20 protein-coding genes and 2 tRNA genes are annotated in these 24,484 nt (G+C 65.7%); 12 read left to right on the forward strand and 10 right to left on the reverse strand.

Annotation, left to right across the window (positions count from 1 at the left end):
- Positions 1-584 precede the first annotated feature (584 nt).
- The 5 genes from Q0602_RS02700 to hemA form a co-directional block, all read right to left on the reverse strand.
- The gene (locus Q0602_RS02700) at positions 585-1,331 is read right to left on the reverse strand and encodes a HesA/MoeB/ThiF family protein (protein ID WP_298838569.1); all 747 of its coding nucleotides are present in this window, start codon (positions 1,329-1,331) and stop codon (positions 585-587) included.
- A gap of 50 nt (positions 1,332-1,381) precedes the next feature.
- Entirely contained in the window at positions 1,382-1,882 is a 501-nt protein-coding gene (locus tag Q0602_RS02705; protein ID WP_298838572.1) for an Lrp/AsnC ligand binding domain-containing protein, read from the reverse strand.
- 182 nt (positions 1,883-2,064) lie between these two features.
- Positions 2,065-2,895, reverse strand: a complete 831-nt coding sequence (prmC, locus tag Q0602_RS02710) for a peptide chain release factor N(5)-glutamine methyltransferase (protein ID WP_298838575.1) — start codon at positions 2,893-2,895, stop codon at positions 2,065-2,067.
- Positions 2,895-3,980, reverse strand: coding sequence for a peptide chain release factor 1 (gene prfA / locus Q0602_RS02715; RefSeq protein WP_295039908.1), 1,086 nt, complete (start codon positions 3,978-3,980; stop codon positions 2,895-2,897). Before prfA ends, prmC begins: the two co-directional genes overlap by 1 nt.
- A gap of 16 nt (positions 3,981-3,996) precedes the next feature.
- On the reverse strand, positions 3,997-5,271 hold the full coding sequence (hemA, locus tag Q0602_RS02720; protein ID WP_295039906.1) for a glutamyl-tRNA reductase: 1,275 nt from the start codon (positions 5,269-5,271) through the stop codon (positions 3,997-3,999).
- 379 nt (positions 5,272-5,650) lie between these two features.
- On the opposite strand from hemA, the gene Q0602_RS02725 reads away from it, so the two are divergent.
- The 9 genes from Q0602_RS02725 (at position 5,651) to Q0602_RS02765 (ending at position 13,247) form a co-directional block, all read left to right on the forward strand.
- Positions 5,651-7,303 carry a tetratricopeptide repeat protein gene (locus Q0602_RS02725; RefSeq protein WP_298838578.1) on the forward strand — a complete coding sequence of 551 codons (1,653 nt, stop codon included), beginning with the start codon at positions 5,651-5,653 and terminating at the stop codon, positions 7,301-7,303.
- Between the two features lie 115 nt (positions 7,304-7,418).
- Entirely contained in the window at positions 7,419-8,117 is a 699-nt protein-coding gene (gene lolB, locus Q0602_RS02730; RefSeq protein ID WP_298838581.1) for a lipoprotein insertase outer membrane protein LolB, read from the forward strand.
- The gene (ispE, locus tag Q0602_RS02735; protein ID WP_298838584.1) at positions 8,114-8,998 is read left to right on the forward strand and encodes a 4-(cytidine 5'-diphospho)-2-C-methyl-D-erythritol kinase; all 885 of its coding nucleotides are present in this window, start codon (positions 8,114-8,116) and stop codon (positions 8,996-8,998) included. The genes lolB and ispE overlap by 4 nt, the downstream gene beginning before the upstream one ends.
- 139 nt (positions 8,999-9,137) lie before the next feature.
- Positions 9,138-9,212 (forward strand) — tRNA-Gln (locus tag Q0602_RS02740).
- A 263-nt stretch (positions 9,213-9,475) separates the two neighbouring features.
- Positions 9,476-10,417, forward strand: coding sequence for a ribose-phosphate pyrophosphokinase (locus Q0602_RS02745; protein ID WP_295039896.1), 942 nt, complete (start codon positions 9,476-9,478; stop codon positions 10,415-10,417).
- Positions 10,418-10,566: 149 nt separating this feature from the next.
- A complete protein-coding gene (locus Q0602_RS02750; RefSeq protein ID WP_298838587.1) occupies positions 10,567-11,214 on the forward strand; it encodes a 50S ribosomal protein L25/general stress protein Ctc in 648 nt (215 codons plus the stop codon).
- Between the two features lie 34 nt (positions 11,215-11,248).
- On the forward strand, positions 11,249-11,830 hold the full coding sequence (gene pth / locus Q0602_RS02755; RefSeq protein ID WP_298838590.1) for an aminoacyl-tRNA hydrolase: 582 nt from the start codon (positions 11,249-11,251) through the stop codon (positions 11,828-11,830).
- Positions 11,831-11,974: 144 nt separating this feature from the next.
- Positions 11,975-13,066: a redox-regulated ATPase YchF gene (gene ychF / locus Q0602_RS02760; RefSeq protein ID WP_298838593.1), complete on the forward strand. Its 1,092-nt coding sequence runs from the start codon at positions 11,975-11,977 to the stop codon at positions 13,064-13,066.
- Between the two features lie 104 nt (positions 13,067-13,170).
- Positions 13,171-13,247, forward strand: a tRNA-Met gene (locus Q0602_RS02765).
- A gap of 112 nt (positions 13,248-13,359) precedes the next feature.
- Here the strand turns inward: Q0602_RS02765 and Q0602_RS02770 are convergent.
- The 4 genes from Q0602_RS02770 to Q0602_RS02785 all read right to left on the reverse strand — a co-directional run bounded on the left by Q0602_RS02770 (position 13,360) and on the right by Q0602_RS02785 (position 17,645).
- On the reverse strand, positions 13,360-14,232 hold the full coding sequence (locus tag Q0602_RS02770; RefSeq protein ID WP_298838596.1) for a D-amino-acid transaminase: 873 nt from the start codon (positions 14,230-14,232) through the stop codon (positions 13,360-13,362).
- 34 nt (positions 14,233-14,266) lie between these two features.
- Entirely contained in the window at positions 14,267-15,247 is a 981-nt protein-coding gene (gene dgcA / locus Q0602_RS02775) for an N-acetyl-D-Glu racemase DgcA (protein WP_298838599.1), read from the reverse strand.
- Positions 15,241-16,242 carry an N-acetyltransferase DgcN gene (gene dgcN, locus Q0602_RS02780; protein WP_298838602.1) on the reverse strand — a complete coding sequence of 334 codons (1,002 nt, stop codon included), beginning with the start codon at positions 16,240-16,242 and terminating at the stop codon, positions 15,241-15,243. The genes dgcA and dgcN overlap by 7 nt, the downstream gene beginning before the upstream one ends.
- Before the next feature lie 86 nt (positions 16,243-16,328).
- A complete protein-coding gene (locus tag Q0602_RS02785; protein WP_298838605.1) occupies positions 16,329-17,645 on the reverse strand; it encodes a M18 family aminopeptidase in 1,317 nt (438 codons plus the stop codon).
- Positions 17,646-17,777: 132 nt separating this feature from the next.
- Here Q0602_RS02785 and Q0602_RS02790 point away from each other — a divergent pair, with 132 nt between their 5' ends.
- The 3 genes from Q0602_RS02790 to Q0602_RS02800 all read left to right on the forward strand — a co-directional run bounded on the left by Q0602_RS02790 (position 17,778) and on the right by Q0602_RS02800 (position 23,376).
- Positions 17,778-19,895 (forward strand): carboxy terminal-processing peptidase, encoded by a 2,118-nt coding sequence (locus tag Q0602_RS02790; RefSeq protein ID WP_298838608.1) that lies wholly within the window; start codon positions 17,778-17,780, stop codon positions 19,893-19,895.
- Between the two features lie 224 nt (positions 19,896-20,119).
- Entirely contained in the window at positions 20,120-21,880 is a 1,761-nt protein-coding gene (ligB, locus tag Q0602_RS02795) for an NAD-dependent DNA ligase LigB (protein WP_298838611.1), read from the forward strand.
- 245 nt (positions 21,881-22,125) lie between these two features.
- Positions 22,126-23,376 (forward strand): capsule biosynthesis protein CapA, encoded by a 1,251-nt coding sequence (locus Q0602_RS02800; protein WP_298838614.1) that lies wholly within the window; start codon positions 22,126-22,128, stop codon positions 23,374-23,376.
- A 126-nt stretch (positions 23,377-23,502) separates the two neighbouring features.
- Here Q0602_RS02800 and Q0602_RS02805 read toward each other — a convergent pair whose 3' ends face one another.
- Positions 23,503-24,453, reverse strand: coding sequence for a glycosyltransferase family 2 protein (locus Q0602_RS02805; RefSeq protein WP_298838616.1), 951 nt, complete (start codon positions 24,451-24,453; stop codon positions 23,503-23,505).
- Positions 24,454-24,484 lie beyond the last annotated feature (31 nt).

Genomic DNA, 24,484 nt, shown 5'->3' on the forward strand with positions numbered 1-24,484 from the left:
TAACCTGGATCAAGCAATGACCAAAAAGTATGATGTTTCGCAGACCGAAACGACTCTTGGTCTGAGTGGGGAATCCGGGCTCTAATCGTATTATCGGCATGAATATCAAAAGTTTGAGAACGACGCCGGGCACGAACCGCTAAGGCGGGAAATGACCGGAGGATGTCGTCTAAAGATGGGGGCAAAAAAACGCCCGACAGACTCGTTCGCTTGCGCTGGAGTCTATCGGGCCAAAGATCGCGGTATCGCGACCATGAACTTCACGGCTGCGCACGCCAGGTGCACCCACCTCGATTCGTCAAATCATGAAATTCCGTTTTGCACACCGGAAATCAACATATGGTAGAAACCAACCCATACCAACTACTATGGGTATTAGATTAGCAGGATATCGCCAGGGAGAGAAAGGGGAATTTTCATCGACTTTAGTGTTGCCGGGCGGGTGTCGTCACCTCATCCGCAGCGGGCAGGACGCAATCCCGTGGCCAAGCCAGGTTCACGCTCCCGACCACGGTCGAGCCATTTCGCCGCCGACTGGCGCCGGCGGGTCGCAGTGAATCGCCCCCTCTGGAACGTCAGGGGCGCTAACGGTTAGCGCACACCGGGCAGTCAGGGTCCCTCGGCAGTGCGAAGTGACGCCACTCGCCGTTCAGCGCGTCGAAGGTCGATAACCCACGATGAGGCTGCCCGGCACCACTGATCAACTTCATCGCCTCCAGCGCCTGGAAGCTGCCGATCAGGCCCACCAGCGGCGAGATGACACCGCTCTCCGCGCAGGTCAGGGCATCATCGCCCCCCTGCTCACCGTAGAGGCAGGCATAACATGGCGATCGAGATTGTCGCGGATCGAATACGGCCAGCTGGCCCGAGAAGCGGATGGCCGCACCGCTCACCAGCGGTGTTTCGTTCTCGACACAGGCGCGATTGATGGCGAAGCGGCTGGAGAACCGATCCGTGCAATCCAGCACGACATCGGCCAGCCCGACCTCCGTCATCAATGCCTCTCCGACGAGCCGCGTCTCCAGAGCCCGCACGTCGCATGTCGAGTTCAGGCCCCGTGCCGCGTCGGCCGCGGAACGCGCCTTGGAGCGCCCGAGGCGCCCTTCCGCGTGGGCGATCTGACGCTGCAGGTTGGATAGCTCGACGATGTCGTCGTCGGCGATGACCAGGTGACCGACACCGGCTCCGGCCAGGTAAAGCGCCGCGGGGGACCCCAGGCCACCGGCACCGATGATCAGTACGCGGGACGCCAGCAGGCGCTCCTGCCCGACGATGTCGATCTCGTCGAGCATGATATGACGGCTGTAGCGTAGTAGTGCTTCATCGTTCATGAATCTTCCTGGGCGCGAAAGCTACGTTGTCGGCCAGAGCCCTCCACGCGTCATCGATCCTCGTCCGGCAGGAGATCGGGGATCGGCAGCGCCAACTCCTCCTTGACCTCTTCCATGACCACGTAGCTCTTGGACTCCTTGACGCCGGGCAGCGTCAGCACCACGTCGCCCAGCAGCTGCCGGTAGGCGGACATTTCGGGAATACGGCATTTGAGAATGTAGTCGAACTGCCCGGAGACCAGGTGGCACTCCTGGATCTGCGGCAGCTTGGCAACCGCCTTGCGAAACTCGTCGAACACCGACGGCGACTGCGTCTCCAGGCTGATCTCGACGAACACCAGCAGATTGGCGCGCAGCGCCCGGGGGTCGAGTATGGCCTTGTAACCGCGGATGATACCGGAGCGCTCGAGACGCTTGACGCGCTCCAGGCAGGGTGTGGTCGACAACCCCACTTGCGATGCCAGATCCACGTAGGAGATACGTGCATTGTCCTGCAGGCACCGCAGTATGTTGAGATCGATTCGATCGAGAGCTCGAGATTTGGCTTTCATTGCTGTAATTGTTCCAAGCCGATGGATGGTGAGTGTTCCCTGAAGGGGGCGAAGCCGCCAGCTCGTTGTTGCCGCGACTCCGCCGCCGTTCGCGGGGGCGTTATTACTATCACAGAGCAGTTACAAACCTCCAGCGAGCCCGGTCACCCTCGTTCAACGCAGACCCGCATCGTCACTTCGAGTCAGGCCCACTGGCCGCCGCTCACTCGCTCGTGACCCGCCAGGTCGCGATGCGACGCGCCGCCCCGAAAACCGCGACGCCTCAGCGCTTCCCGCACCTGGCCCGCCTGGCAATGACCATGCTCCATCCATAGCCAGCCCTCCGGGCGCAGGTGGCGCGGCGCCTGCTCGACCAGCCACGCCAGATCCGACATTCCCGCTGCTGCCGCCACCAGCGCCGAGCGTGGCTCGAAGCGGACGTCGTCGAGCGACAGGTGCGGATCGTCTTCCGCGATATAGGGGGGGTTGGACAGGATCAGGTCGAAGCGCTGACCGGACAGCGCGGAGAACCAGTCGCTCTGGAGGAAACGGGCGTTGGTTATCGCCAGCCGCCGGGCGTTGGCCTGCGCCAGCGTCACGGCATCGACGGAGAGATCGACTCCGACCACCCGCCAGTCACGGCGCTCGCTGGCAAAAGCCAGCGCGATGGCGCCGGTGCCGGTGCCCAGGTCAAGCAGCTCGCCGGCAGGCTTCGATGCCGACTCGAGCGCCACCTCGACGAGGCGCTCGGTATCCGGTCGCGGGATCAACGTCGCCGGCGACGTCTCGAGACTCAGCCCCCAGAACTCCCGCGAACCGACCAGATAAGCCACCGGCACCCCCTCCTCCCGCCGGGCGATCAGGGCCTGGAACGCCTCCCGCTGCGCCGCCGTCAGCTCGCGATCGCCCCAGGTATAGAGCCAGGTCCGGTTCGTGGCGCAGACATGGGCCAGCAGTACTTCGGCATCGAGGCGCGCCGTGGGCGACGCGAAGAGTTTTCCGGCCGCCTCGCGCAGGGCCTCGTCGATCGTCATCACTCGCCCTGCAGCGCCGCCAGCTGATCCGCCTGATACTCGTTGACCAGGGGTCCGATCACTTCGTCGAGATCGCCGGCAACGACTTCGCCCAGTTTGTAGATCGTCAGGTTGATACGGTGATCGGTGAGCCGCCCCTGGGGGAAGTTATAGGTCCGGATTCGCTCGCTGCGGTCGCCCGAGCCCACCAGTGAGCGCCGGGTATCGGCCTGCTGCTGGCGCTGCGAGTCCACGGCGGCCTGCTTGAGTCGCGCCGCCAGCAGGGACATCGCCTTGGCCCGGTTCTTGTGCTGGCTGCGCTCCTCCTGGCACTCGACCACCAGGCCGGTGGGCAGATGGGTGATGCGGATGGCGGAATCCGTGGTGTTGACGTGCTGGCCGCCGGCACCGCTGGAGCGGAACGTGTCCACGCGCAGGTCGTTGGCGTTGATATCGACATCGCCCACCTCGCTCGCCTCGGGCATCACCGCGACGGTACAGGCCGAGGTGTGGATGCGCCCCTGGGATTCCGTCGCCGGGACGCGCTGCACGCGGTGGGCACCGGATTCGAACTTCAACGACGCGTAGACGTTGTCGCCCTTGACCCGCGCGATGATCTCCTTGTAACCGCCCTGCTCGCCATGGCTGGCGCTGACCACCTCGACCTTCCAGCCCCGGCGCTCGGCATAGCGGGAGTACATGCGAAACAGATCGCCGGCGAACAGCGCCGCTTCGTCGCCACCGGTACCCGCGCGGACTTCCAGGAAGACGTTGCTGTCGTCGTCCGGGTCCTTGGGCACCAGCAGGCGCTTGACCTCTTCCTCCAGCTCCTCGAGTTCCGCTCTGGATGAGCGCCACTCCTCCTCGGCCAGTTCGCGCATCTCCGGATCGCTGTCCTGGCGCATCTGATCGGCCGCCTCGATGTCACCTTCCGTGCGGCGATAGGCGAGCCAGGCGCCGACCAGCGGCTCTAGCTCCGCATACTCGCGGGAATAGTCCCGGAAACGCGGTTGATCGGCGATCACCTCGGGCTCGGATAGCAGCGCGGACAGCTCCTCGAAGCGGTCCTGGAAGGCGTCGAGTCGTTCGCGCAGAGACGCTTTCATGCCCAGTCCTGTCTTTTCATACCGAGTCCTGTGTCTTGGCGGGCCCCTCGATGAGCAGATTATCGGCCGCCTGGATGATATCGTGACGTGACTGGCCCGAGGCTTCGCGCAGGCGCAGCGTCGGGCCATGCATCAATTTGTTGGCCAACTGGTGCGAGAGCCGCTTGATCACCGTCTCGGGATCCTCGCCGCGCGCCAGCTGCGCCAGTGCCTCCGCTTCGGAATCGCGCCTCAGCGCCTCGCCATGCTGACGATAACGCCGAATCAGGTCCCCTGCGCCACGCACCCGACGCTCGTGCAACCAGTGCTCGACGCCAGTGTCGATCAGCGCCTCGGCCTGACGTGCGGCGACCTCGCGATGACGACGATTTTCGGCGATCACCTGCTGCAGATCGTCGACGCTATAAAGGAAGACATCGGCGAGATCTCCCACTTCGGGCTCGATGTCCCGTGGCACCGCGATGTCGACCATGAAGATGGGCCGGTGGCGGCGCACCTTGAGGGCCCGCTCGACCATGCCCTTGCCGAGGATCGGCAGTTCGCTGGCCGTGGAAGCGATCACGATGTCCGCCTGCTCCAGCGCCTGCGGGATGGCGCTGAGCTCGATCGCCCGGCCACCGCACTCATCGGCCAGCGCCTGGGCCCGCGCCAGGGTGCGGTTGGCGACGGTCAGCCCCATGATCCCCGCCTCGCGAAGATGGCGCGCGACCAGCTCGACCGTCTCCCCGGCGCCGATCAACAGCGCGCGGGCCCGGCCGAAGTCGTCGAAGATCCGGCTCGCCAGGCTGACCGCCGCGTAGGCGACCGACACCGGGTTCTCGCCGATCGAGGTCTCGCTCCGGACCTGCTTGGCGACGGAGAACGTCTGCTGGAACAGTCGTTCCAGTTCGCTGCCGAGACCGGCATGCTGGCGCGCGATCTGATAGGCGTCCTTGAGCTGGCCCAGGATCTGCGGCTCGCCCAGGACCATCGAATCCAGCCCGGCCGCCACCCGCATCAGATGTTTCGCAGCCTCGCCCTCGTGATAGTGGTAGGCGCAGTTCAGCAACTCCTCCGCGGGCATGCCGTGAAACGCCCCCAGCCACTCGAGCAACTGACGCTCACCCTCGTCCACGGTGATGCAGTACAGCTCGGTCCGGTTGCAAGTGGAAAGCACCGCCGCCTCACGCACGTCGGGCAGGGCCCGCAGCTGTGTCAGTGCAGACTCGATTTGTGCCGGCGAGAAGGCGACACGCTCGCGCATGTCGATCGCGGCCGTCCTATGATTGATACCCAGTGCTAGCAGCGTCATGAAATCACGGTCGTTTGTCTTGCGTGGACCCGGCCCTCGCGCCTTCGAACATGATGCGGCGCGCCGAAATGGAGCGCGACGGATGTCAGGTCGTCAGACGCCCCACCAATGTTCGCGACCGGCCTGAGGCCAAGACGCCGAGACATGCCAGCCGACGGCGGGTCCCAGCCAGGGTGACCCGTCGGGCGAAGCGCCGCCATTTTAGCACACCCGGAAGACGCTTAGCAGGCAATGAATCATGCCCGCGGTAGCCGCCTCCGCGATTGACCCCCGCCCGCCAGCCGTTATGCTGGAGCCATTGATCGATCTCGAGGACCGCATGCCTAAAAGTCTGTTATCCGCCGCTATCTGTGCGGTCCTGCTGGCTGGCTGCGAGAGCATGTCAGGCGGAACTGCGTCGCCGCCCGTCGACGACCCGTTGGCAACCGCGCCACCGATCTCCAGCGGCTTCGATGCCAAGGGCCTCTCCCAGGTACTGCTTTCCGAGATGGCCGGCCAGCGCGGCGACTTTCACCGTGCCGCGGCCGGTTACCTGGCGGCCGCCGCACGCTATCGCTCCGCCGCCCTGGCCGAGCGTGCCACCCTGGCCGCGCGCTATACCGACGATACGGCGCTGCTGAATGCCACCGCAGAGCGCTGGCAGCAGCTTGCGCCCGACGATACGGCCCCGGAAAAGCTGCTCTCGGGGATCGCGGTAGATCGCGGCAACTGGCCGGCGGCGCTGCAGCACAGGCTCGAACTCGCCCGGTCGGGGGAAGACGCGCAATTGCTCGACCTCGCCGATCTGATGGTGGAGTCCCGGGCGGAACTGCCGCCGCTGATTGCCCAGCTGCGCGATTTCACCGTCGCCTTCCCGGACCACGCCGACGCGCAGATGGCCACCGCCCGGCTGGAAGCCGCCGACGGAATGGTCGATGAGGCCCAGCAGCGCCTGAAAAACCTGGCACGACGCCACGCCGAGCTACCCGAGCTGTGGCTGACCCGATCCCAGATCGCCCTCGAAGCCGGCGACTACGCCCAGGCCGCCTCCACCGCGAGGCGTGGCCAAGAACTCTCCCCCGGTGACGACCGGTTCCTGCTGGCGCTGGCCCAGGCGCAGATCGCCAATGGCGACATCGCCGCCGCCGAAGGACAGATCGATCGGCTGTTGGAACGGCACGACGCGACGCCGTCACTGCGGATCGGCCTGGCCCAGCTCTATCTCGATGCCGGTGCGCTGGAACCCGCCCGCCGGCTGCTGCTGCCGCTGCTCGACCGCGACGACACGCCGCCGGCCACCTATCTGGTGCTGGGGAGCATCGCCGAGACCCAGGGCGAGATCGACAACGCCCTGCTTTACTACCGCCAGGTCCCCGTGGGTCCGGGTTTCCTCGACTCCCGCGCCCTGGCCACCCGCATGCTGACCGCCAACGGCCGCAGCGACGAAGCCCAGCAGTTCCTGCGCGTCGAGATTCTGCGCCATCCCGGCCAACGCGTCGCACTGACACAGATCGGCCTGCAGGCCCTCGACAGTGTCGATCAGTCAGCGGCGGCGGATGCCTTGCTTGCCAGCAGCCTCGAGCAGGCTCCGGACGAAGCCGACCTCCTCTACACCCGCGCCATGCGCGAATTCGAACGCGGTAACGTCGAGACGATGATGCGCCAGATGCGCCAGCTCATCGCCAGGTATCCCGACAACGCCGCGGCGCTCAACGCCCTGGGTTATACCCTGGCGACCACGACCGAGCACTACGACGAGGCGCAGGAACTCATCGAGAGGGCCCATGCGCTCGAGCCCCAGAGCCCCGCGATCCTCGACAGCCTGGGGTGGATATATTTCAAACGCGGGGAGACGCGCAAGGCGCTGGGGTATCTACGCCGCGCCTACACCGGCCAACCCGATCAGGAGGTCGCCGCGCATCTCGCCGAGGTGCTGGTCGTGCTCGATCACCAGGACGAGGCTCGAGCCCTGGTGAGGTCCGCGCTCGCCGACAGCGACGTCCACCCGGATATCGACGACCTGTTGACCCGCTATCCCCAACTGGCCCCGTAGCCGGACGCCGCGGGGTGACGGGTGGCACTCGAAGCTCGTGACAGCCCGGCGCCCCTGGTATCGTATGCGCCCCTATTTCCACGCCGGACTCATCCGTACTCGACAGGAACTTCCCATGTCTCCAAGCCTTCTCGCCAACGCTCGGCCTCGCCACCTGTCGTCCCCGTTTCAAAAACGGTGGCAGCCGTTGGGTGCCCTGCTCCTGCTGGTCTGGCTGGCCGGCTGTGCCGGACAGGCGCCGGCCCCGGACGTGCCGCGGCAGCCCGACGACTGGCAGCGGCAGCAGCAGGACCTGGCCGCGCTGGATACCTGGAAAGTGGCCGGCAAGGTCGGGTTGCGCACCGCGGAAGAGAGCCGCAGCGCCAACCTGGACTGGTCCCAGGCACCCGATCACTACCGCATGCTGATCAGCGGCCCCTTCGGTGCCGGGCGCAGCGTTCTCGAAGGCCGCCAGGGCGCCGTCACCCTGACCACCGGCGACGGTCGCTTCGAGGCGTCGTCGCCGGAAGCGCTGATGCAGCAACAGCTGGGCTGGTCGCTGCCGATATCGGCGCTGGACTACTGGGTCCGCGGGCTCCCCGCCCCGGGCCGGGCCCATCGGCAGAGCGACGATGAACTCGGCTTCCCCGAGACCCTGAGCCAGGACGGCTGGACCATTCGCTACCGGGACTGGACCTACGCCGACTCGCTGTGGCTGCCGAGCCGCCTGATCATGACCTATGACGACATCCGCGCCACGCTGGTGGTCAACCAGTGGCAACCGGGCAGCGGGAACGAAGGCGCATCCGGGCAGGCGGCGGACGCGTCGCCATGAGATCGCTGACGCTGCCCGCACCGGCCAAGCTCAACCGGCTGCTGCGGATCACCGGGCGTCGCGAGGACGGCTATCACTCGCTGCAGACGCTGTTCCAGATCCTGGACCGCGGCGACACGCTGCGGTTCGAAACGCAGCCCCAAGGGAGCGACATCACCCTGTCGCCGGCGCTCGCCGGCGTCACCGAAGCGGACAACCTGATCGTCCGCGCCGCCCGCCGGCTACAGCGCGAGACCGGCTGTCGACAGGGCGCGACCGTCACGCTGGAGAAGCGCCTGCCGATGGGCGGCGGGCTGGGCGGCGGCAGCTCCAACGCCGCCACCACGCTGCTGGCACTCGATCGTCTCTGGGGCCTTGGGCTCGGACTCGAGCGACTGGCGACGCTGGGGCTGGCGCTGGGCTCCGATGTCCCGGTGTTCGTGCGGGGCCGCACCGCCTGGGCGGAGGGTGTCGGCGAGCGCTTGACCGCCGTGGATCTCGGGCCCGCCTGGTTCGTCATCGTCCATCCTGGCGTCGAGATATCCACCGCGGCGATTTTCGGCCACCCCGGTTTGACACGCGATAGCACGGTCATTAGTATGCGTCGCGCACTCGACGGGGCTGCCCCCGAAGCGGTGTGGCGCAACGACTGCGAGAGCATCGTGCGAGCGCTTCATCCCGAGGTCGATCGCGCGCTGGACTGGCTTGGCCAGTACGGCAACGCGATGCTGACGGGAACCGGCGCCTGCGTCTTCTGTCCGCTGGACGACGAGAGGCAGGCCGATCAGGTACTGCAGCAGGTCCCGGACGAATGGCAAGCCTTCAAGGCCCGCGGTTGCAATCTGTCTCCGCTGCACCAGGCTTTGAACCTTGCCGAAGGTTTGGGTCAGGCCCAAACGTGACATCGTCGCTCTGGAAACCGACTACTTACGCGGTTTTCACCAGTCTTTTCAGACGGATGACGACTTCACGACTGGTTTTGCCCTCAAACCTAGCCAACGGTTTGCGCTTTTGCGCATAATGAGCGCGACCGATGATTGCTGGGGTATCGCCAAGTGGTAAGGCACTGGTTTCTGGTACCAGCATTCCCAGGTTCGAATCCTGGTACCCCAGCCACTTCCTGAATTTCGACAAGCCTGCAAACGGAAACCGGGACGCGATGGCCGCTCAGCCCACACGATTTCCCCACCGACGTTGCGGTTCTTTTCCCTGCCGTCTCGACGCACGACCCCGATGCCGACCCGCATCGCGGGCGGGCAAGCATGGTGTTTCGGAACCCCCACCTCTCGTCCCGTGCGCTTCCGGCAGTCTTTTCACCCGTCCTGGCTCGAACCGAATGTCCCCTACTGACCTTCAACAGCTCCCAAAGGTGGCCGCGCGTGTCTAAATTGATGGTTTTTACCGGTAACGCCAATGTCGGACTCGCCTCCAAGGTAGCCGAGAGTCTCGATAATCGACTCGGCCATGCCACGGTCGGACAGTTCAGCGATGGCGAAATCGCTGTCGAGATCAACGAAAACGTGCGCGGTAAAGACGTCTTTATTCTCCAGTCGACCTGCGCGCCGACCAACGACAACCTGATGGAACTGATCCTGATGGTCGATGCGCTGCGCCGCGCCTCGGCAACGCGGATCACCGCGGTGGTGCCCTACTTCGGCTACGCCCGCCAGGACCGCCGCGTGCGCTCCGCCCGCGTGCCGATCTCGGCCAAGGTCGTAGCGGACATGATGGTCAAGGCCGGCGTCGACCGGGTCATGACCATGGACCTGCACGCCGACCAGATCCAGGGCTTCTTCGATGTCCCGGTGGACAACGTCTACGGCTCGCCGATCCTGCTCGACGACATCGAGCGCCAGAACTACGACGACCTGGTGGTGGTCTCCCCCGACGTGGGCGGCGTGGTTCGTGCCAGAGCCATCGCCAAGCAGCTCAACGTCGACCTGGCGATCATCGACAAGCGCCGCCCGCAGGCCAACCAGGCCCAGGTGATGCACATCATCGGCGACATCCAGGACCGTACCTGCGTGGTGGTCGACGACATGGTCGATACCGCCGGTACGCTGTGCAAGGCGGCGGAGGCCCTGAAGGCTCACGGCGCCCGTCGCGTGGTCGCTTACGCCACGCATCCGATCCTTTCCGGGCCCGCCGTGGACAATATTACTGGTTCGGTGCTTGACGAACTCGTCGTTGCCGATACCATACCGCTCTCCGAACCTGCACGTCGCAGCGGCAAGATCCGTCAATTGACGGTCGCCGGCCTGATCGCCGAAGCCATCCGGCGTGTCAGTAACGAAGAATCCGTCAGCGCGATGTTTCACTGATCCCTACCCGGAAACGGGGCGGGGACGACGAGCGAAGCACGCGCGGATACGTGGGCCACTGCCGTGATGGCGGTGGTCCCTGCTGGAACGGCATCGTCTGGTCGCGGGCGGTGCCGATTCCTTTACTTGACCACTAGAGGTGACAATCAATGTCCCATTACATCCTGACCGCCAATGTTCGTAAGGAGCTGGGGAAAGGTGCGAGCCGCCGCCTGCGCCGCAAGAACGAACAGGTCGCCGCCATCATCTACGGTGGCACCGCGGCACCGCAGCCGATCACCATCGACAAGCCCGCCTTCTACAAGGCGATCGAAGACGAGGCGTTCTTCTCCTCGATCATCGATATCAATGTCGACGGCAAGAGCGAACAGGTCATCATCCGTGACCTCCAGCGTCATCCGTACAAGGCGCTGGTCACTCATGCCGACTTCATGCGCGTCGATGCGACTCACGAGCTGACCATGAACGTCCCGCTGCACTTCTTGAACGAAGAGTCGTGCAAGGGCGTCAAGGACGAAGGTGGCGTTCTCCACGTCCTGAACAACGACGTTCAGATCAGCTGCTTGCCGTCCAAGCTGCCGGAGTACCTCGAAGTCGACGTCGCCGATCTGGGCCTGGGCGAGACCATCCACCTCTCCGACATCAAACTGCCGGAAGGCGTGACCCTGGTCGAGCTGAGCCATGGCGAAGAGCACGACGCCGGTGTCGTCAGCGTGACCCACCCGACCGTCGCCAGTGACGACGAAGTCGCCGGTGAAGGCGTCGACGAAGATGGCGAGCCGAAAGACGACGCGTAATCTTGCGTCAAAGACCGGATAACAGGCAGTCGGCATGGCAGTGAAAGCGATCATCGGTCTCGGTAATCCGGGAGCGGAGTACGAGGACACCCGCCACAATGCCGGCGCCTGGCTGGTCGAGCAACTCGCGAGGGACGCAGCACAGACGCTGCGTCCCGAGCGCAAGTTCCTGGGTCTGTATGCCAAGATCCAGCTGGGCGGGCACGACCTGCACCTGCTCACCCCCACCACCTTCATGAATCGCAGCGGCGCCTCCGTGGCCGCGCTGTGCCAGTTCTTCAAGATCGCCCCGGACGAGCTTCTCGTCGCTCACGACGAACTCGATATCGTACCCGGCTGCGCCCGCTACAAGACGGGTGGCGGACACGGCGGGCACAATGGCCTGCGCGACATCGTCAGCGCGCTGGGCAATACCAACGGCTTCCACCGCCTCCGCATCGGCATCGGCCACCCCGGTAGTGCCAAGCTGGTCACCAACTACGTCCTGGGCCGTCCCGGCAAGGCGGAGCGCCAGTCCATCGATGCTGCCATCGACGAGATCATCGCCACCCTCCCCGAGGCGCTCTCCGGCGACTGGGCCAAGGCCATGAATCGTCTGCACAGCTTCAAGAGCTAAGAGACAAGCAAGAGGACGAAAGAGGTCGGGGACGTTGCTTCCCGGCGCGCAGCGCCGTTCTTTCCTCTTCCTTCTGCTGCGGCGTCCCGTAGAATAGCGAGCCTCTCTTTCAGCTTTCCCTGTACATCAACTCGGGTAACTCCTATGGGTTTCAATTGCGGCATCGTCGGCCTTCCCAACGTCGGCAAGTCGACTCTCTTCAATGCATTGACGCGCTCCGGCATCGATGCCGAGAACTTCCCCTTCTGCACCATCGAACCCAACACCGGCATCGTGCCGATGCCGGACCCGCGGCTCGACAAGCTGGCCGAGATCGTCAAGCCGGAAAAGGTGGTGCCGACCACGATGGAGTTCGTCGACATCGCCGGCCTGGTCGAGGGCGCCTCCAAGGGCGAGGGCCTGGGCAACCAGTTCCTGGCCAATATCCGCGAGACCGATGCCATTGCCCATGTGGTGCGCTGCTTCGAAGATGACAACGTCATCCACGTCGCCAACCAGGTCGACCCCACCGCCGATATCGAGACCATCAACCTCGAGCTCGCGCTGGCCGATCTCGATGCCGTCGAGCGCTCGATCCAGCGTCTGACCCGAGTGGTCAAGGGCGGCGACAAGGAGGCGATCGCCACCAAGGCCATTCTCGACCGAATCCAGCCCCATCTCGCCGAGGGTCGACCGCTGCGCAGCTTCGGCCTGGACGAGGATGAGCAACGCCAGCTGCGCAGCTTCGGCTTCCTGACGCTCAAGCCGACCATGTACATCGCCAACGTCAACGAGGACGGCTTCGAGAACAACCCCCATCTCGATACGGTTCGCCGGATCGCCGCCGACGAGAACGCCGTCGTGGTGCCGGTCTGCAACAAGCTGGAAGCGGAGATCGCCGAGCTCGAGGACGAGGAGCGCGCCATGTTCCTCGAAGAGATGGGCATGGAGGAGCCGGGGCTCGACCGCGTCATTCGTGCCGGCTATGGCCTGCTGGGCCTGCAGACCTACTTCACCGCGGGCGTGAAGGAGGTTCGGGCGTGGACGGTCAAGATCGGCGCCACCGCACCGCAAGCGGCCGGCGTCATCCATACCGACTTCGAGAAGGGTTTCATTCGCGCCGAAGTGGTCAGCTATGACGATTTCGTGGCGCTGGGCGGCGAGAACGGCGCCAAGGAAGCCGGCAAGTGGCGTCTCGAAGGCAAGGCCTACGTGGTCCAGGACGGCGATGTGATGCACTTCCGTTTCAACGTCTAGCCATCGACATCCCCGAACTCCGTATGGATATCGAAAAGCGTTGACGTTTCATCGGGTTATGGTAGTATTCGCAACCGTTGTCGGGCGCCTCGAGCTGCCCTTCAGGCTACGTAGCTCAGCTGGTTAGAGCACATCACTCATAATGATGGGGTCCCCTGTTCGAATCAGGGCGTAGCCACCAGATACCACGACAAAGCCCGCCGTTCTTGCGATCGGCGGGCTTTGTCGTTTCCAGCTTTGTCGTTTCTGGCTGGGTCGCGATCGGCCGACTGCTCGAGCCGGCCGACGGTGGCTCAGAGGGCGCGTCGGCGACTCTCCTCGATATACGCCGCTCGCAAGCGCCGGGCCACCTCGCCGGGGCGTCCGTCGCCGATCGGGACGTCGTCGATCGCGATGACCGGCGTGACGAAGGAAGACGCCGATGTCACGAAGCACTCCCTGGCCTCCCGTGCCTCCTCGACGCTGAACGCCCGCTCCTCGATCCGCAACGACAGCGCTTCGGCGAGCTCCATGACCACGGCCCGGGTAATGCCCGGCAGGATGGCGGGAGAGAGTTCGCGGGTCACCAGGGCCCCGTCGCGGGTCAGCATCCAGGCGTTGTTGGAAGCCCCTTCGGTCACCATGCCGTCCTCGACCAGCCAGGCGTCGTCGGCCCCGGCAGCAGCGGCCGCCATCTTGGCCATGGCGGGATAGAGCAGCTGCACCGTCTTGATATCACGCCGCGCCCAGCGCCAGTCGGGCTGCGTGGCCACGCGGATGCCCTCCCTGCCACTGCGGGCGTCGACCAGCGACTTGGCCTGGGTGAACAGCACCAGCGTGGGCTGGGTATCGGCGTCGGGGTAGTGAAAATCCCGGTCGCCGGCGCTGCCTCGGGTCAACTGGAGGTAGACCATGCCCTCGTCCAGCGCGTTGCGCCGAATCAGCTCGCGGTGGATCGCCAGTAGCGCCTCCTCGTCCCACGGGAGCGCCAGCTCGAGCGCGGCGGCGGAACGATTCAGGCGTCCCATGTGGCCGGGGAAGTCGATCAGCTTGCCACCCAGCACCGAAGAGACTTCGTAGACGCCATCGGCAAGCAGGAATCCCCGGTCGAAGATCGATACCGTGGCGTCCCGCTCCGCGACGTAGTCGCCATTCACGTACACCGTGCGCTGCGTCATTTCATCCATCTCTCTTGTCTCGATCCTTGCGCGACGTGGCCCTTCAGCCCCACAGCCGCGGTGAAGCCGGATGGATGCCCTCGGCGTCGAAGCGCATGCCATGCTCGCGATCCCGGGCCAGCAACAGCGGCCCGTCGAGATCCACCACGGCGGCCCCCTGGGCCACCAGCAGTGCCGGCGCCATCGACAGCGACGACCCCACCATGCAGCCCACCATCACTTCGAACCCCAAGGCCTGCGCCTCGCGCCTGAGCGCCAGAGCTTCGGTCAGGCCACCGGTCTTGTCGAGCTTGATATTGATCATGTCGTAGCGGCCGACCAGGTCGGGTAGCGACGTGCGGTCATGACAGGCCTCGTCGGCACACACCGGCAACGGCCGCTCGATCTCCGCCAGTGATGCGTCATCCGCGGCGGGCAGCGGCTGCTCCACCATGTCGATTCCCAACTCGAGCAGTGCCGGCGCCAGGCGCTGATAGGTGTCGCGATCCCAGCCCTCGTTGGCATCGACGATGATCCGCGAATCCGGCGCCCCCTCGCGCACCGCCCGCAGGCGCTCGAGATCGCCCTCGCCGCCCAGCTTCAGCTTCAGCAGGGGACGCGCGGCATGACGCCTGGCCTTGTCGCGCATCACCTCCGGGGTATCGAGCGACAGCGTGAAAGCCGTGACTTCGGCCACCGGCGCTGACAGCCCGGCGAGTTGCCAGACCGGAGACCCGCTGCGCTTGGCCTCGAGATCCCAGAACGCGCAATCCACCGCATTGCGCGCCGCACCGGCCGGCAGCCGAGCCTGCAACGCTTCACGATCCAGCCCGTTGGCCAGGTCGTCCCGCAGCGATTCGATCTGCGCGATGACGCTCGCCATCGACTCGCCATAGTGCGCGTAGGGCACGCACTCGCCGCGTCCGGCGTGAACGCCGTCGCTCAACGTCGCCACCACGACCCGCGCCTCGGTGCGTGAACCGCGGGAGATAGTGAACACCTCGGCGAGCGGGAAGACCTGCTCCTCGACGCTCAGTCTCAACATGCCGCCACCGCCTCCGCCAGCCGCTCGGCGCCCTGGCGATAGGGGTCGACGCACGGCAGCCCCAGCCGCGACTCGAGCGCCTGGAGATAGCGATCCGCCTCCTCGGCGGGCATGGCGGCGGTGTTGACCGAGACGCCGATGATCTGGCACGCCGGGTTCACCACCCGGGCCAGCGGCAGCGCGGTATCGCGCAGCTGTTCGAGCGTCGGCAACTGATAATGCGGCAGGCCGCGCATGTGCGTCCGCGTCGGCTCGTGACACAGGATCAGCGCATCGGGCTGGCCGCCGTGGATCAGCGCCAGCGTCACGCCGGAGTAGGAGGGATGGAACAGGCTGCCCTGCCCTTCGATGACGTCCCAGTGGTCGTCGTCGTTGTCCGGCGTCAGCCACTCGATCGACCCGGCCATGAAGTCGGCGACGACGGCATCCAGCGGCACACCCTCGCCGGTGATCAGGATCCCGGTCTGGCCGGTGGCACGGAAGCTCGATTTCACGCCGCGCTCGCGCAGCGCGATATCCAGCGCCAGCGCCGTGTACATCTTGCCGATGGAGCAGTCCGTTCCCACCGCCAGGCACCGTTTGCCCCGACGCGGCTTGCCGTCGCCGATCGGGTACTGGACCTGCGGTACGCGTACATCGACGAGGCGTCCGCCATGCTTCTCCGCCGCCTCGACCAGCACCGGCTCGTCGCGCAGCAGATTGTGCAGGCCGGAAGCGATATCCATCCCGGCGGCCAGCGCCTCCTCGAGCACCGCGATCCAGCTGCGGGAGATCACCCCGCCACGATTGGCCGCGCCGATCACCAGCGTCCGGGCGCCCTGCGCCACCGCTTCTTCGATCGTCAGGTCGGGAAGTTTCATGTCCGCCTGGCAGCCCGGCAACCGATACTGCCCCAACGCATATTCCGGGCGCCAGTCACGGATGCCCTGCGCCACCTTGGCGGACAACGGGTCGGGCACGTCGCCCAGGAAAAGCAGGTAGGGAGTCTTGAGCATGTCTTCTTCTCTGTATCGAAGGCCAGATGGCGGCAAGGCCGGACCATAACGTGTTTCGCGTTTACCCAGTCAATTTGCCCGACGTCTCAATCAATCGCCAGCGACGGCCGATCGAAGAACGCCGTCAGCGCCCGGATCAGATACGCCGGATCGCGGCTACCGGCGGTCTCGCGAATCGAGTGCATGCCGAACTGCGGCACACCCACGTCGATGGTCGGCACACCCAGCTCGGTGGCGGTGATCGGGCCGATGGTGCTGCCGCACCCCATGTCCGCTCGTGTCACGAACTGCTGCACGGGCACGTCCGCCTCCCGGCAGAGATCGTGGAACAGCGCTGCCGTCGTGCTGTTGGTCGCATAGCGCTGGCTGGCGTTGACCTTGATCACCGGGCCGGCGTTGAGCATCGGTCCGTGGTTGGCGTCGTGCTTGTCCGCGAAATTGGGATGCACGGCATGGGCGTTGTCGCAGGAGATCATCAGCGAGCGCTGGATCAGCCGCACGAAGCCCTCGTCGCCCGCCTCGCCGAGCGCGGCGTTGAGCCGGCGCAGCACATCGGCCAGGAAGGGGCCCTGGGCGCCGCAGGCGCTGGCACTGCCGACCTCTTCATGATCGTTGGCGACGAACAGCGCACCCTGCCGACCGTCGCAGGCCAACAGCGCTTCGATGCCGATGAAACAGGAGAGCAGGTTGTCCAGCCGCGCGCTGGCGATCATCTCGCCGCCGACCCCGACCCGCGAAGGCGGCTGGACGTCATAGAACCCCAGCTCGAAATCGACGATATCCGCCACTTCGAGTCCGTGTTCGCGCTCGATCCACTGCTTCAGCAGGCGATCCAGGTCGGGCGCATCGCCGCCCTGCATCAACAGCGGCGCCATCTGCGTCTGCGGGTTCAGCGGCCGCCCGTTGTTGGCTTCGCGATCCATGTGGATCGCCAGGCTGGGTATGATCGCCACCGGCTCCTTCACGTTGAGCAGGACCGCCTGGAGCCTCCCGTCGGCACGGCGGACGTGAACGCGCCCGGCAAGCCCCAGGTCACGGTCGAACCAGGGCGCCAGCAGCGCGCCGCCGTAGACCTGGACGCCCAGCTGCAGCCAGCCCTTGTTGACGATCGCCGGTTGCGGTTTGAGACGCAAGGCCGGACTATCGGTGTGGGCCCCCACCATGCGCAGGGTCTCGAAAGACGATGCCGGTAGCTGAAACGCGATCAAGGCACTATCGTTGCGCGTCACGTAATATTTTTCGCCCGGGGACAACTTCCAGCTGTCAGTTTCCTTGAGCGGCCGATATCCTGCCGCCTCCAGCATGGCCACGAGATTCGCGGTGGCGTGCCAGGGAGAGGGTGAACGCTGGAGAAAATCGAGCAAGCGATCTTCGAGAGCCTTGTCGGCGGCGTGGTCTGACATGGGTTTCCTCGGATGTCGATCTGTAGTCATGCGGACTGACTGCTACAATAGGCCCGGACCTGAAAAAGATTCATGGATCCGGTGGTCTTCTAGGGAACAGAGAGTGTACAGGAAACCGGGAGTGCTTCATTGATGACCCTGACTGTCGCCGCTCGGCACGCGGCCATGTGTTTGCTACTGCTGGCATGGAGCGTCACGGCGCTGGCCGGTCCCACCCCAACCGACGATCAGCGCCAGGCGGCGAGTGAAGTCGCCGAGTCACTGCAGTACGGCTCCTATTCGGGAGTCGACCTCGACGACGACTGGTCGAAGCGCGCCTTCCAGCGCCTGCTCGACGTGCTGGACGACCAGCGGGCCTACCTGCTGCAGCGCGACGTCGATAATTTCAACGATCTGGACACGTCGCTCGATGACGCCATCAAGTCGGGCGATCTGGACCGCGTCTATGCATTCTATTCACGCTATCAGGATCGCGTGGAGGCACGGCTCCAGTGGCTGGTGGACAAGGTCGACCGTGGCATCGACTACGACTACACCAGCAACGAACGTCTGGCGCTGGACCGCGAGGACTCCTCCTGGGCAGGCAGCGAAAGCGCGCTGGACGATCTCTGGAACAAGCGTCTGGAGAACGCCGCGTTGACGCTGTCGCTGAGCGATCAGACTCCGGAGGAGATCCAGAAGACGCTCCACGACCGCTACGCCAACCAGCTCAACCGTGTGCGCCAGACCAATGCCGAAGACGTCCTGGTGCTGCTGATGTCGGCGGTGACCGGCACGGTGGATCCGCATACCGAATACTTCTCGCCGCAGCAGAGCGAGTCCTTCGATATCCAGATGCGCCTCTCCCTGGAAGGCATCGGCGCGCTGCTGCAGAGCGACGGCGAGTACGTCAAGGTGTCGAGCCTGGTCCCCGGCGGGCCGGCGGACAAGGCCGGCGTGCTGCAGCCGGCGGATCGTATCGTGGCCGTGGGTCAGGACGAGGATGGCGACATGGTCAATGTGGTCGGCATGCGCCTCGATGAGGTGGTCGACCTGATCCGCGGACCGAAAGGCTCGACGGTACGGCTGGACATCATCCCCGCCAAGGCCGTCGACGTGACCCGGACCCATACCGTCAAGATCACCCGGGATACCGTCAAGCTCGAGGATCAGGCCGCTCATAGCCGGGTCGAGGAGATCCAGCGCGATGGCGAGACGCACAAGATCGGCATCATCACCGTGCCGGCCTTCTACGTCGACTTCGATGCCTGGCAGGCCGGAGAGTCCGACTACCGCAGCACCACCCGCGACGTGGCCAAGGAGATCGACAAGCTCAAGGCCGAACACGTCGAGGGTATCGTGCTCGACCTGCGCAACGATGGCGGCGGTGCCCTGCAGGAAGCCAACTCGATGATCGGGCTGTTCATCGACCGCGGCCCCACCGTCCAGGTACGCGATGCCCGCGGCCGCATCAACCTCTACGGAGACACCGATACCGGCGTCGCCTACGACGGCCCGCTCGCCGTCCTGGTCAATCGGCTATCCGCTTCCGCCTCGGAGATCTTTGCCGGCGCGATTCAGGACTACGGCCGAGGCCTGGTCGTCGGAACCCGGACTTTCGGCAAGGGTACCGTGCAGACACTGACCGACCTCAGCCATGGGCAGATCAAGCTGACCCGGGCCAAGTTCTATCGCATTTCGGGGGAGAGCACGCAGCACCGCGGCGTCGAGCCGGACATCATCTATCCGAGCCTGATCGACCCGGACGAGATCGGCGAGAGCGCCCTCGACAACGCCCTGCCCTGGGATCGGGTGCGGCCGGTGCAATATCGCCTTTACGGCGAGCCCTGGCGCTACCTCGAGGCGCTGCAGGATCGCCACGAGCAGCGCATCGCCAATGACCCCGATTTCGTCTATCTGGAGAAGCAGGCGCAGCTGAGCAAGCGGCTGCGCGAGCAGCAGACCAGCATTAGCCTCAACAGGGAGCAGCGTCAGCGCGAGATGGACGCCCAGGAAGCCGAGCAACTGGCGCTGGAGAATCAGCGACGGCGCTCGCTGGGCATGGAGCCGCTCGACGACTGGACCGATGCCAGGGATCGGAACGACGGCACGGGCCAGGACAATGGCGATGCCCAAGGCAACGACGATGGCCAGGACGGCGGTGAGGACGAAGTGCCCGATTCTGATGACGCCAAGCCCATCGACCGCGCCGAACTGCAGGAGACATCCCAGATCCTGCTGGACTACGTGAAGCTGACCTCCAAGAGCTGATCGTCGCGCTCTGGCCCGATTCGGGGCCAGGCGAACCCGGGTCCTGAAACGACAGAGCCCCGCGATCTCGAACCCCCGACTCGGTGAAGTCGGTTCGTGTCGCGGGGCTTCGTCGTCTGGCCTGGTCTCATCTCGCCTCGTCCCCCACGCCTGCCGCATCCCGCGGATCAAGAAAATCGCCGAGCGGTCGTTGAAGGAGTCATAGACCCCGGAGCGATGACGACATGCTGGCAATAGGGATTCGGGCCGTGATGTTGGCCTGGTTGAGCGTAGCGGGAGTGCCCCATGCCCACGCAGCCGAGCCCGGCGCTGCGTGCCCTCCGGGCAAGAGCCTGACAGCACGGCACGCGAGCTACGACGAGCTGACCCGACGCCTGCAGGCGTGGGACGAGGCTTACTACCAGCGCGGTGAGCGCCTGGTCGACGACAGCGTCTACGACGAGGCCAGACGCCGCTGGCGGCAGTGGCGCCGCTGCCTCGACCCGGATGCCCCACCGCCCCGACAGCCCACGCCCGTCTCGGCTCGGGACGAACTCGAACACCCCTACGCCCAGACCGGGCTCGACAAGCTTCCCGATCGCCGGGCCGTCGGCGAATGGCTGTCCAGACAGCCGAAGCGGCCACTCTGGATCCAGCCCAAGGTCGACGGTGTCGCCGTGACGCTCGTCTATCGCGAAGGCCGCCTTCAACGCGCCATCAGTCGCGGCGATGGAGAGAAGGGACAGGACTGGACCGCGTCGGTCAGACGGATCGACAGCATCCCGGAACGGTTGCCGACCGACGAAGCGGTGACCCTGCAGGGCGAGCTCTACCTGCGCCTGGCCGATCACGTACAGGCCCGGGATGGCGGCGCCTCGGCGCGCTCCCGGGTGGCGGGGCTGCTGAACCGGCGCGAGCTGACCGCGGCGGAGGCCCGACAGATCGGCTTCTTCGCCTGGGCCTGGCCGGATGGCCCCCGAACCGGTGACGACCGTCTCGAGCGGCTGGCGCAGCTCGGCTTTCCCGACACGGCCAGCTATACCCGATCGGTCAGTCGACTCTCCCAGGTGGAGCAGTGGCGGGATCGCTGGTACCACGCCCCGCTGCCCTTCGCCTCCGACGGCGTCGTCATCAAGCGCCGCGAACGGCCGCCCGGCGCCTCCTGGCAAGCGGAGCCGCCCAACTGGTCCGTCGCCTGGAAATACCCGGCCGCGCGAACGCTGGCCGTGGTCGAGGCGATCGACGTCTCGGTGGGACGCACCGGACGCCTGACGCCCGTTGCCCGGCTGGAGCCCGTTCTCCTCGACGACCGCGAGGTCGGCTCGGTCAGCCTGGGATCGGTGGACCACTGGAAAGCGCTGGACGTGCGGCCCGGCGATCAGGTGGAGGTCGCTCTCGCCGGCGCCACCATTCCCCGGATCGAGCGAGTCGTCATCCCGGCCACGCCGCGTGCCGCCCTGTCGCTGCCGGACGCCACGCGCTACGACGCCCTCTCCTGTCTCGCCCCGTCAGCGGGCTGTCGCGAGCAGTTCCTGGCGCGCCTGGCCTGGCTCGGCGGCAAGCAGGGGCTGGACATGACCGGCGTCGGGCCCGCCGCCTGGAGCGCCCTCGTCGATGCCGGCCTGGTCGACGGCCTGCTCTCCTGGCGGACGCTGGAGATCGACCAGCTGCAGTCGCTGCCCGGGGTCGGAGAGGCAAGGGCCCGGCAGTGGTTCGAGGCCTTCCACGCCGCGGAATCGAAGCGGCCAGTGCGCTGGCTGATCGCGCTGGGCATGCCGCCACTGCCCGAAGCCGTGCTTGATTCCGCTCTCGCGGTGCCACTGGCGACCCTCCGCGCACGCTCGGCAGCGGACTGGCAGACGTTCCCGGGCATCGGCCCGAGCCGAAGCGAACGACTGGTCGCCTTCTTCCGTGATACCACCATCGACACGCTGCTGGCGACCCTGCCCGCGCTGAACGCCCCGCCCGCCGAGGCTGACAAGCCTCATCCTCCCAAGACGATTTAAACCACCGCCAGATTCACCAAAACGCGGCATGGCAGCCCCATCGTGCCGCGTTACAGTCAGGCCGTGCCTACCCGCCCCCGGGATGGCGATTCGGTGTCACCGCCCGTCTCATTGCCCCTGCGTCGGGCGACCGGCAGCCCCTGCGCCGACTTCGTCGCTGGCTCTCCCCGGGACATACCGCTGAAGGCACGTCCCGTCATGGCGCTTTCGCCGACGACGTCTACCTGCACAGAGGGATCGAGACGATGTTCCCCGCAAGGCGAGCTTTTCTGTTTCTGCAAGGCCCGGGCTCCCCGTTCCTCAGCCAGCTCGGGAAGCGGCTGACCGACGACGGGCATAAGGTCGTCAAGGTCAACTTCACGCTCGGCGACCAGGTTGCCTGGCAGGGGCGCCACGCCGAGACCTTCCGAGACCCCTGGCCGATGCTGGCAGAGTTCGTCACCGATCTCTGGCGGCGCCACGGCATCACCGACCAGGTGGCCTTCGACGACAACCGGCCAGCCCACAAGGAAGTGGTACGCGCCGCCCGTCGACGCGGCATCCGCAGCCACATCCTGGCGCCGGGCTACTTCCAGCCCTACTGGATCACCCTGGAACGCGAGGGCACCGTCGGCCATTCGCTGCTGCCCCGGGACCCCGAGTGGTACCACGCCATCGGCCCGACGCTTCCCCGGCAGCTCCCCCCACGACCGTTCGAAACGGCGTTCGCCAGGTGCGCCGCCCGGGCGTTCGGCTACCGCATGGCGGATCTCGCCACCCCGCTTCTGTTCCGGCACGACCGGGGGCAGGCCGGGTTCCCGGCGGGAATTCGCCACGGACGGGCGATCGCACCACTCAGCGGTCTGCAGCGTCGACGCGCCGACAGCCTGCAGCGGACATTGATCGCCAGCGGGAAGCCTTACTACCTGTTCCCGCTGCAGCCCGCCGACGACCCCCGAATCCGGTTTCATTCACCCTACGCCGACCTTCGGGCGGGCGTGTCCCGGGTAGTCGAGTCCTTTGCCCGGTTCGCCCCGGGCCACACCCGGCTGGCCATCGTCGATCCTGCGTGCCGTGCCGATGCCGCCTGCACCCGGCAGTTGAGGGATCTCGCGGCGACGACCGGACTCGGCGAGCGATTGGTCTCGATACCCGCCGGGAATCTCCCCGCGCTGATCGAGCACGCCTCGGGCCTGATCACGATCAACGGCAACGAGGGGCTGATGGCGTTGGAGAGCGAGTGCCCGACCCTGGCGCTCGGCGAGGCGATCTACCGCATGCCCGGACTCACCGCCCCCAGTTCGCTGGACGATTTCTGGCGCCACCCGATCGGGCCGGATCGCCGGCTGTTCGGGAGCTTCGCCCGCACGGTCATTCACGCCACCCAGGTCAACGGTGGTTTCTACAGCCGGCCCGGCATCGATCTCGCCGTGGTCAACGCCGTCTCGCACTTGACGGCCAACGTCTCCCCCATCGAACGCCTGCTCTGGGACTCCCGCCTGCCGGTCGCCTCCTGATCCCGCGTCCCCGCTGTGCCCGGACCGAAACCCCGGGTGCCGATACGACCAGCGGCCAGGTGATCGCCACCTGGCCGCCGAACTTTACTGCCCGTGATGCCGCGCCTTCCGTCTCGATGGCTGCCCTCAGTGGCTGGCCGGCGCCAGCGCCCGGCCGATGTCGATCCGGGGCTTCACCATCAGCTTGGTGAACGCCATCAGCACCATCTCCTCGATGGCTGGCCCCATCTCCTGCTTGAGCACCTCGTAGCTCGGATAGCTCGGTTCGGGCGCGATGCACATCTCGAAGAAGTGCTGACGGTTGATGTGCGGGTTGTCGATGAAGAACTGACTCAAGCGGTTGTGCTTCTCCTGCTTTGCCGCACTGGAGACGTAGTTGCCGATCCGGGCGAAGAACTGCTCCACGCTGCGCAGCGGCAGGTGGTAGATGCACGCTTCCCACTCCCGGGCGAAGTCCATGATCTCCGCTTCGGGTTCCAGCACCGTGCCATCCTGCCTGGCCATGAGCCAGTGGTAGCCCATGTGCAGGCGGTGGGTCTGGCGGTAGACGAACAGCGCCTTGGTGTCCGAGGCCTGCTCGCCCAGCGACCAGTACTCCGCCTCCAGCAGTCTACCCTCGAGATCCTGCTGGTAGTCGATGTGCTCCTTGCAGATCACGTTGATCCAGGGCAACCGGAAGTAGAACCGCTTCAGGTTCTCCTCCCCCGGGAAGCGCTGGGCGAAGCCCGCGTAGAAATCCTTGACCGTGTGGCCCTTCTTGAACGTCAGGAACTCGTCGGCATCGAAGCCATAGACGACGTTGTAGCAATCCTTTTTCAGGTAGAGCTCCAGCGCCCCATTGATGTAATCGGCCTTGCGCTTCGAGAAGCCCTGCTCGTCCTCGATCTCGACGAACGCGATCTCCTTTTCGGGATAGCGATCCCGCAGTTCGGCAACGCACTCCCGGAGGAAGTCATGTTCGATATGACTCAGCACGACGAGTCGGTCGAACCCCAGTCGCAGGTGGTGCAGGAAGGAAGCGAAGACCACATCCTCTTCCCCCCTGACCATTGTGATGGCGGTGAATTCGAGTTTCATGGTGGGATTTCCTGTCATGGTTGAGAGTGCT

The sequence above is a fragment of the uncultured Salinicola sp. genome (assembly GCF_937921195.1).
Classification (GTDB): domain Bacteria; phylum Pseudomonadota; class Gammaproteobacteria; order Pseudomonadales; family Halomonadaceae; genus Salinicola.

Coding starts and splice junctions, on each gene's coding strand:
- Q0602_RS02700 (WP_298838569.1), bottom strand. CDS start 1,331: ATGAACGATGAAGCACTACTACGCTACAGCCGTCATATCATGCTCGAC.
- Q0602_RS02705 (WP_298838572.1), bottom strand. CDS start 1,882: ATGAAAGCCAAATCTCGAGCTCTCGATCGAATCGATCTCAACATACTG.
- prmC (WP_298838575.1), bottom strand. CDS start 2,895: ATGACGATCGACGAGGCCCTGCGCGAGGCGGCCGGAAAACTCTTCGCG.
- prfA (WP_295039908.1), bottom strand. CDS start 3,980: ATGAAAGCGTCTCTGCGCGAACGACTCGACGCCTTCCAGGACCGCTTC.
- hemA (WP_295039906.1), bottom strand. CDS start 5,271: ATGACGCTGCTAGCACTGGGTATCAATCATAGGACGGCCGCGATCGAC.
- Q0602_RS02725 (WP_298838578.1), top strand. CDS start 5,651: ATGTCAGGCGGAACTGCGTCGCCGCCCGTCGACGACCCGTTGGCAACC.
- lolB (WP_298838581.1), top strand. CDS start 7,419: ATGTCTCCAAGCCTTCTCGCCAACGCTCGGCCTCGCCACCTGTCGTCC.
- ispE (WP_298838584.1), top strand. CDS start 8,114: ATGAGATCGCTGACGCTGCCCGCACCGGCCAAGCTCAACCGGCTGCTG.
- Q0602_RS02750 (WP_298838587.1), top strand. CDS start 10,567: ATGTCCCATTACATCCTGACCGCCAATGTTCGTAAGGAGCTGGGGAAA.
- pth (WP_298838590.1), top strand. CDS start 11,249: ATGGCAGTGAAAGCGATCATCGGTCTCGGTAATCCGGGAGCGGAGTAC.
- ychF (WP_298838593.1), top strand. CDS start 11,975: ATGGGTTTCAATTGCGGCATCGTCGGCCTTCCCAACGTCGGCAAGTCG.
- Q0602_RS02770 (WP_298838596.1), bottom strand. CDS start 14,232: ATGGATGAAATGACGCAGCGCACGGTGTACGTGAATGGCGACTACGTC.
- dgcA (WP_298838599.1), bottom strand. CDS start 15,247: ATGTTGAGACTGAGCGTCGAGGAGCAGGTCTTCCCGCTCGCCGAGGTG.
- dgcN (WP_298838602.1), bottom strand. CDS start 16,242: ATGCTCAAGACTCCCTACCTGCTTTTCCTGGGCGACGTGCCCGACCCG.
- Q0602_RS02785 (WP_298838605.1), bottom strand. CDS start 17,645: ATGTCAGACCACGCCGCCGACAAGGCTCTCGAAGATCGCTTGCTCGAT.
- Q0602_RS02790 (WP_298838608.1), top strand. CDS start 17,778: ATGACCCTGACTGTCGCCGCTCGGCACGCGGCCATGTGTTTGCTACTG.
- ligB (WP_298838611.1), top strand. CDS start 20,120: ATGCTGGCAATAGGGATTCGGGCCGTGATGTTGGCCTGGTTGAGCGTA.
- Q0602_RS02800 (WP_298838614.1), top strand. CDS start 22,126: ATGTTCCCCGCAAGGCGAGCTTTTCTGTTTCTGCAAGGCCCGGGCTCC.
- Q0602_RS02805 (WP_298838616.1), bottom strand. CDS start 24,453: ATGAAACTCGAATTCACCGCCATCACAATGGTCAGGGGGGAAGAGGAT.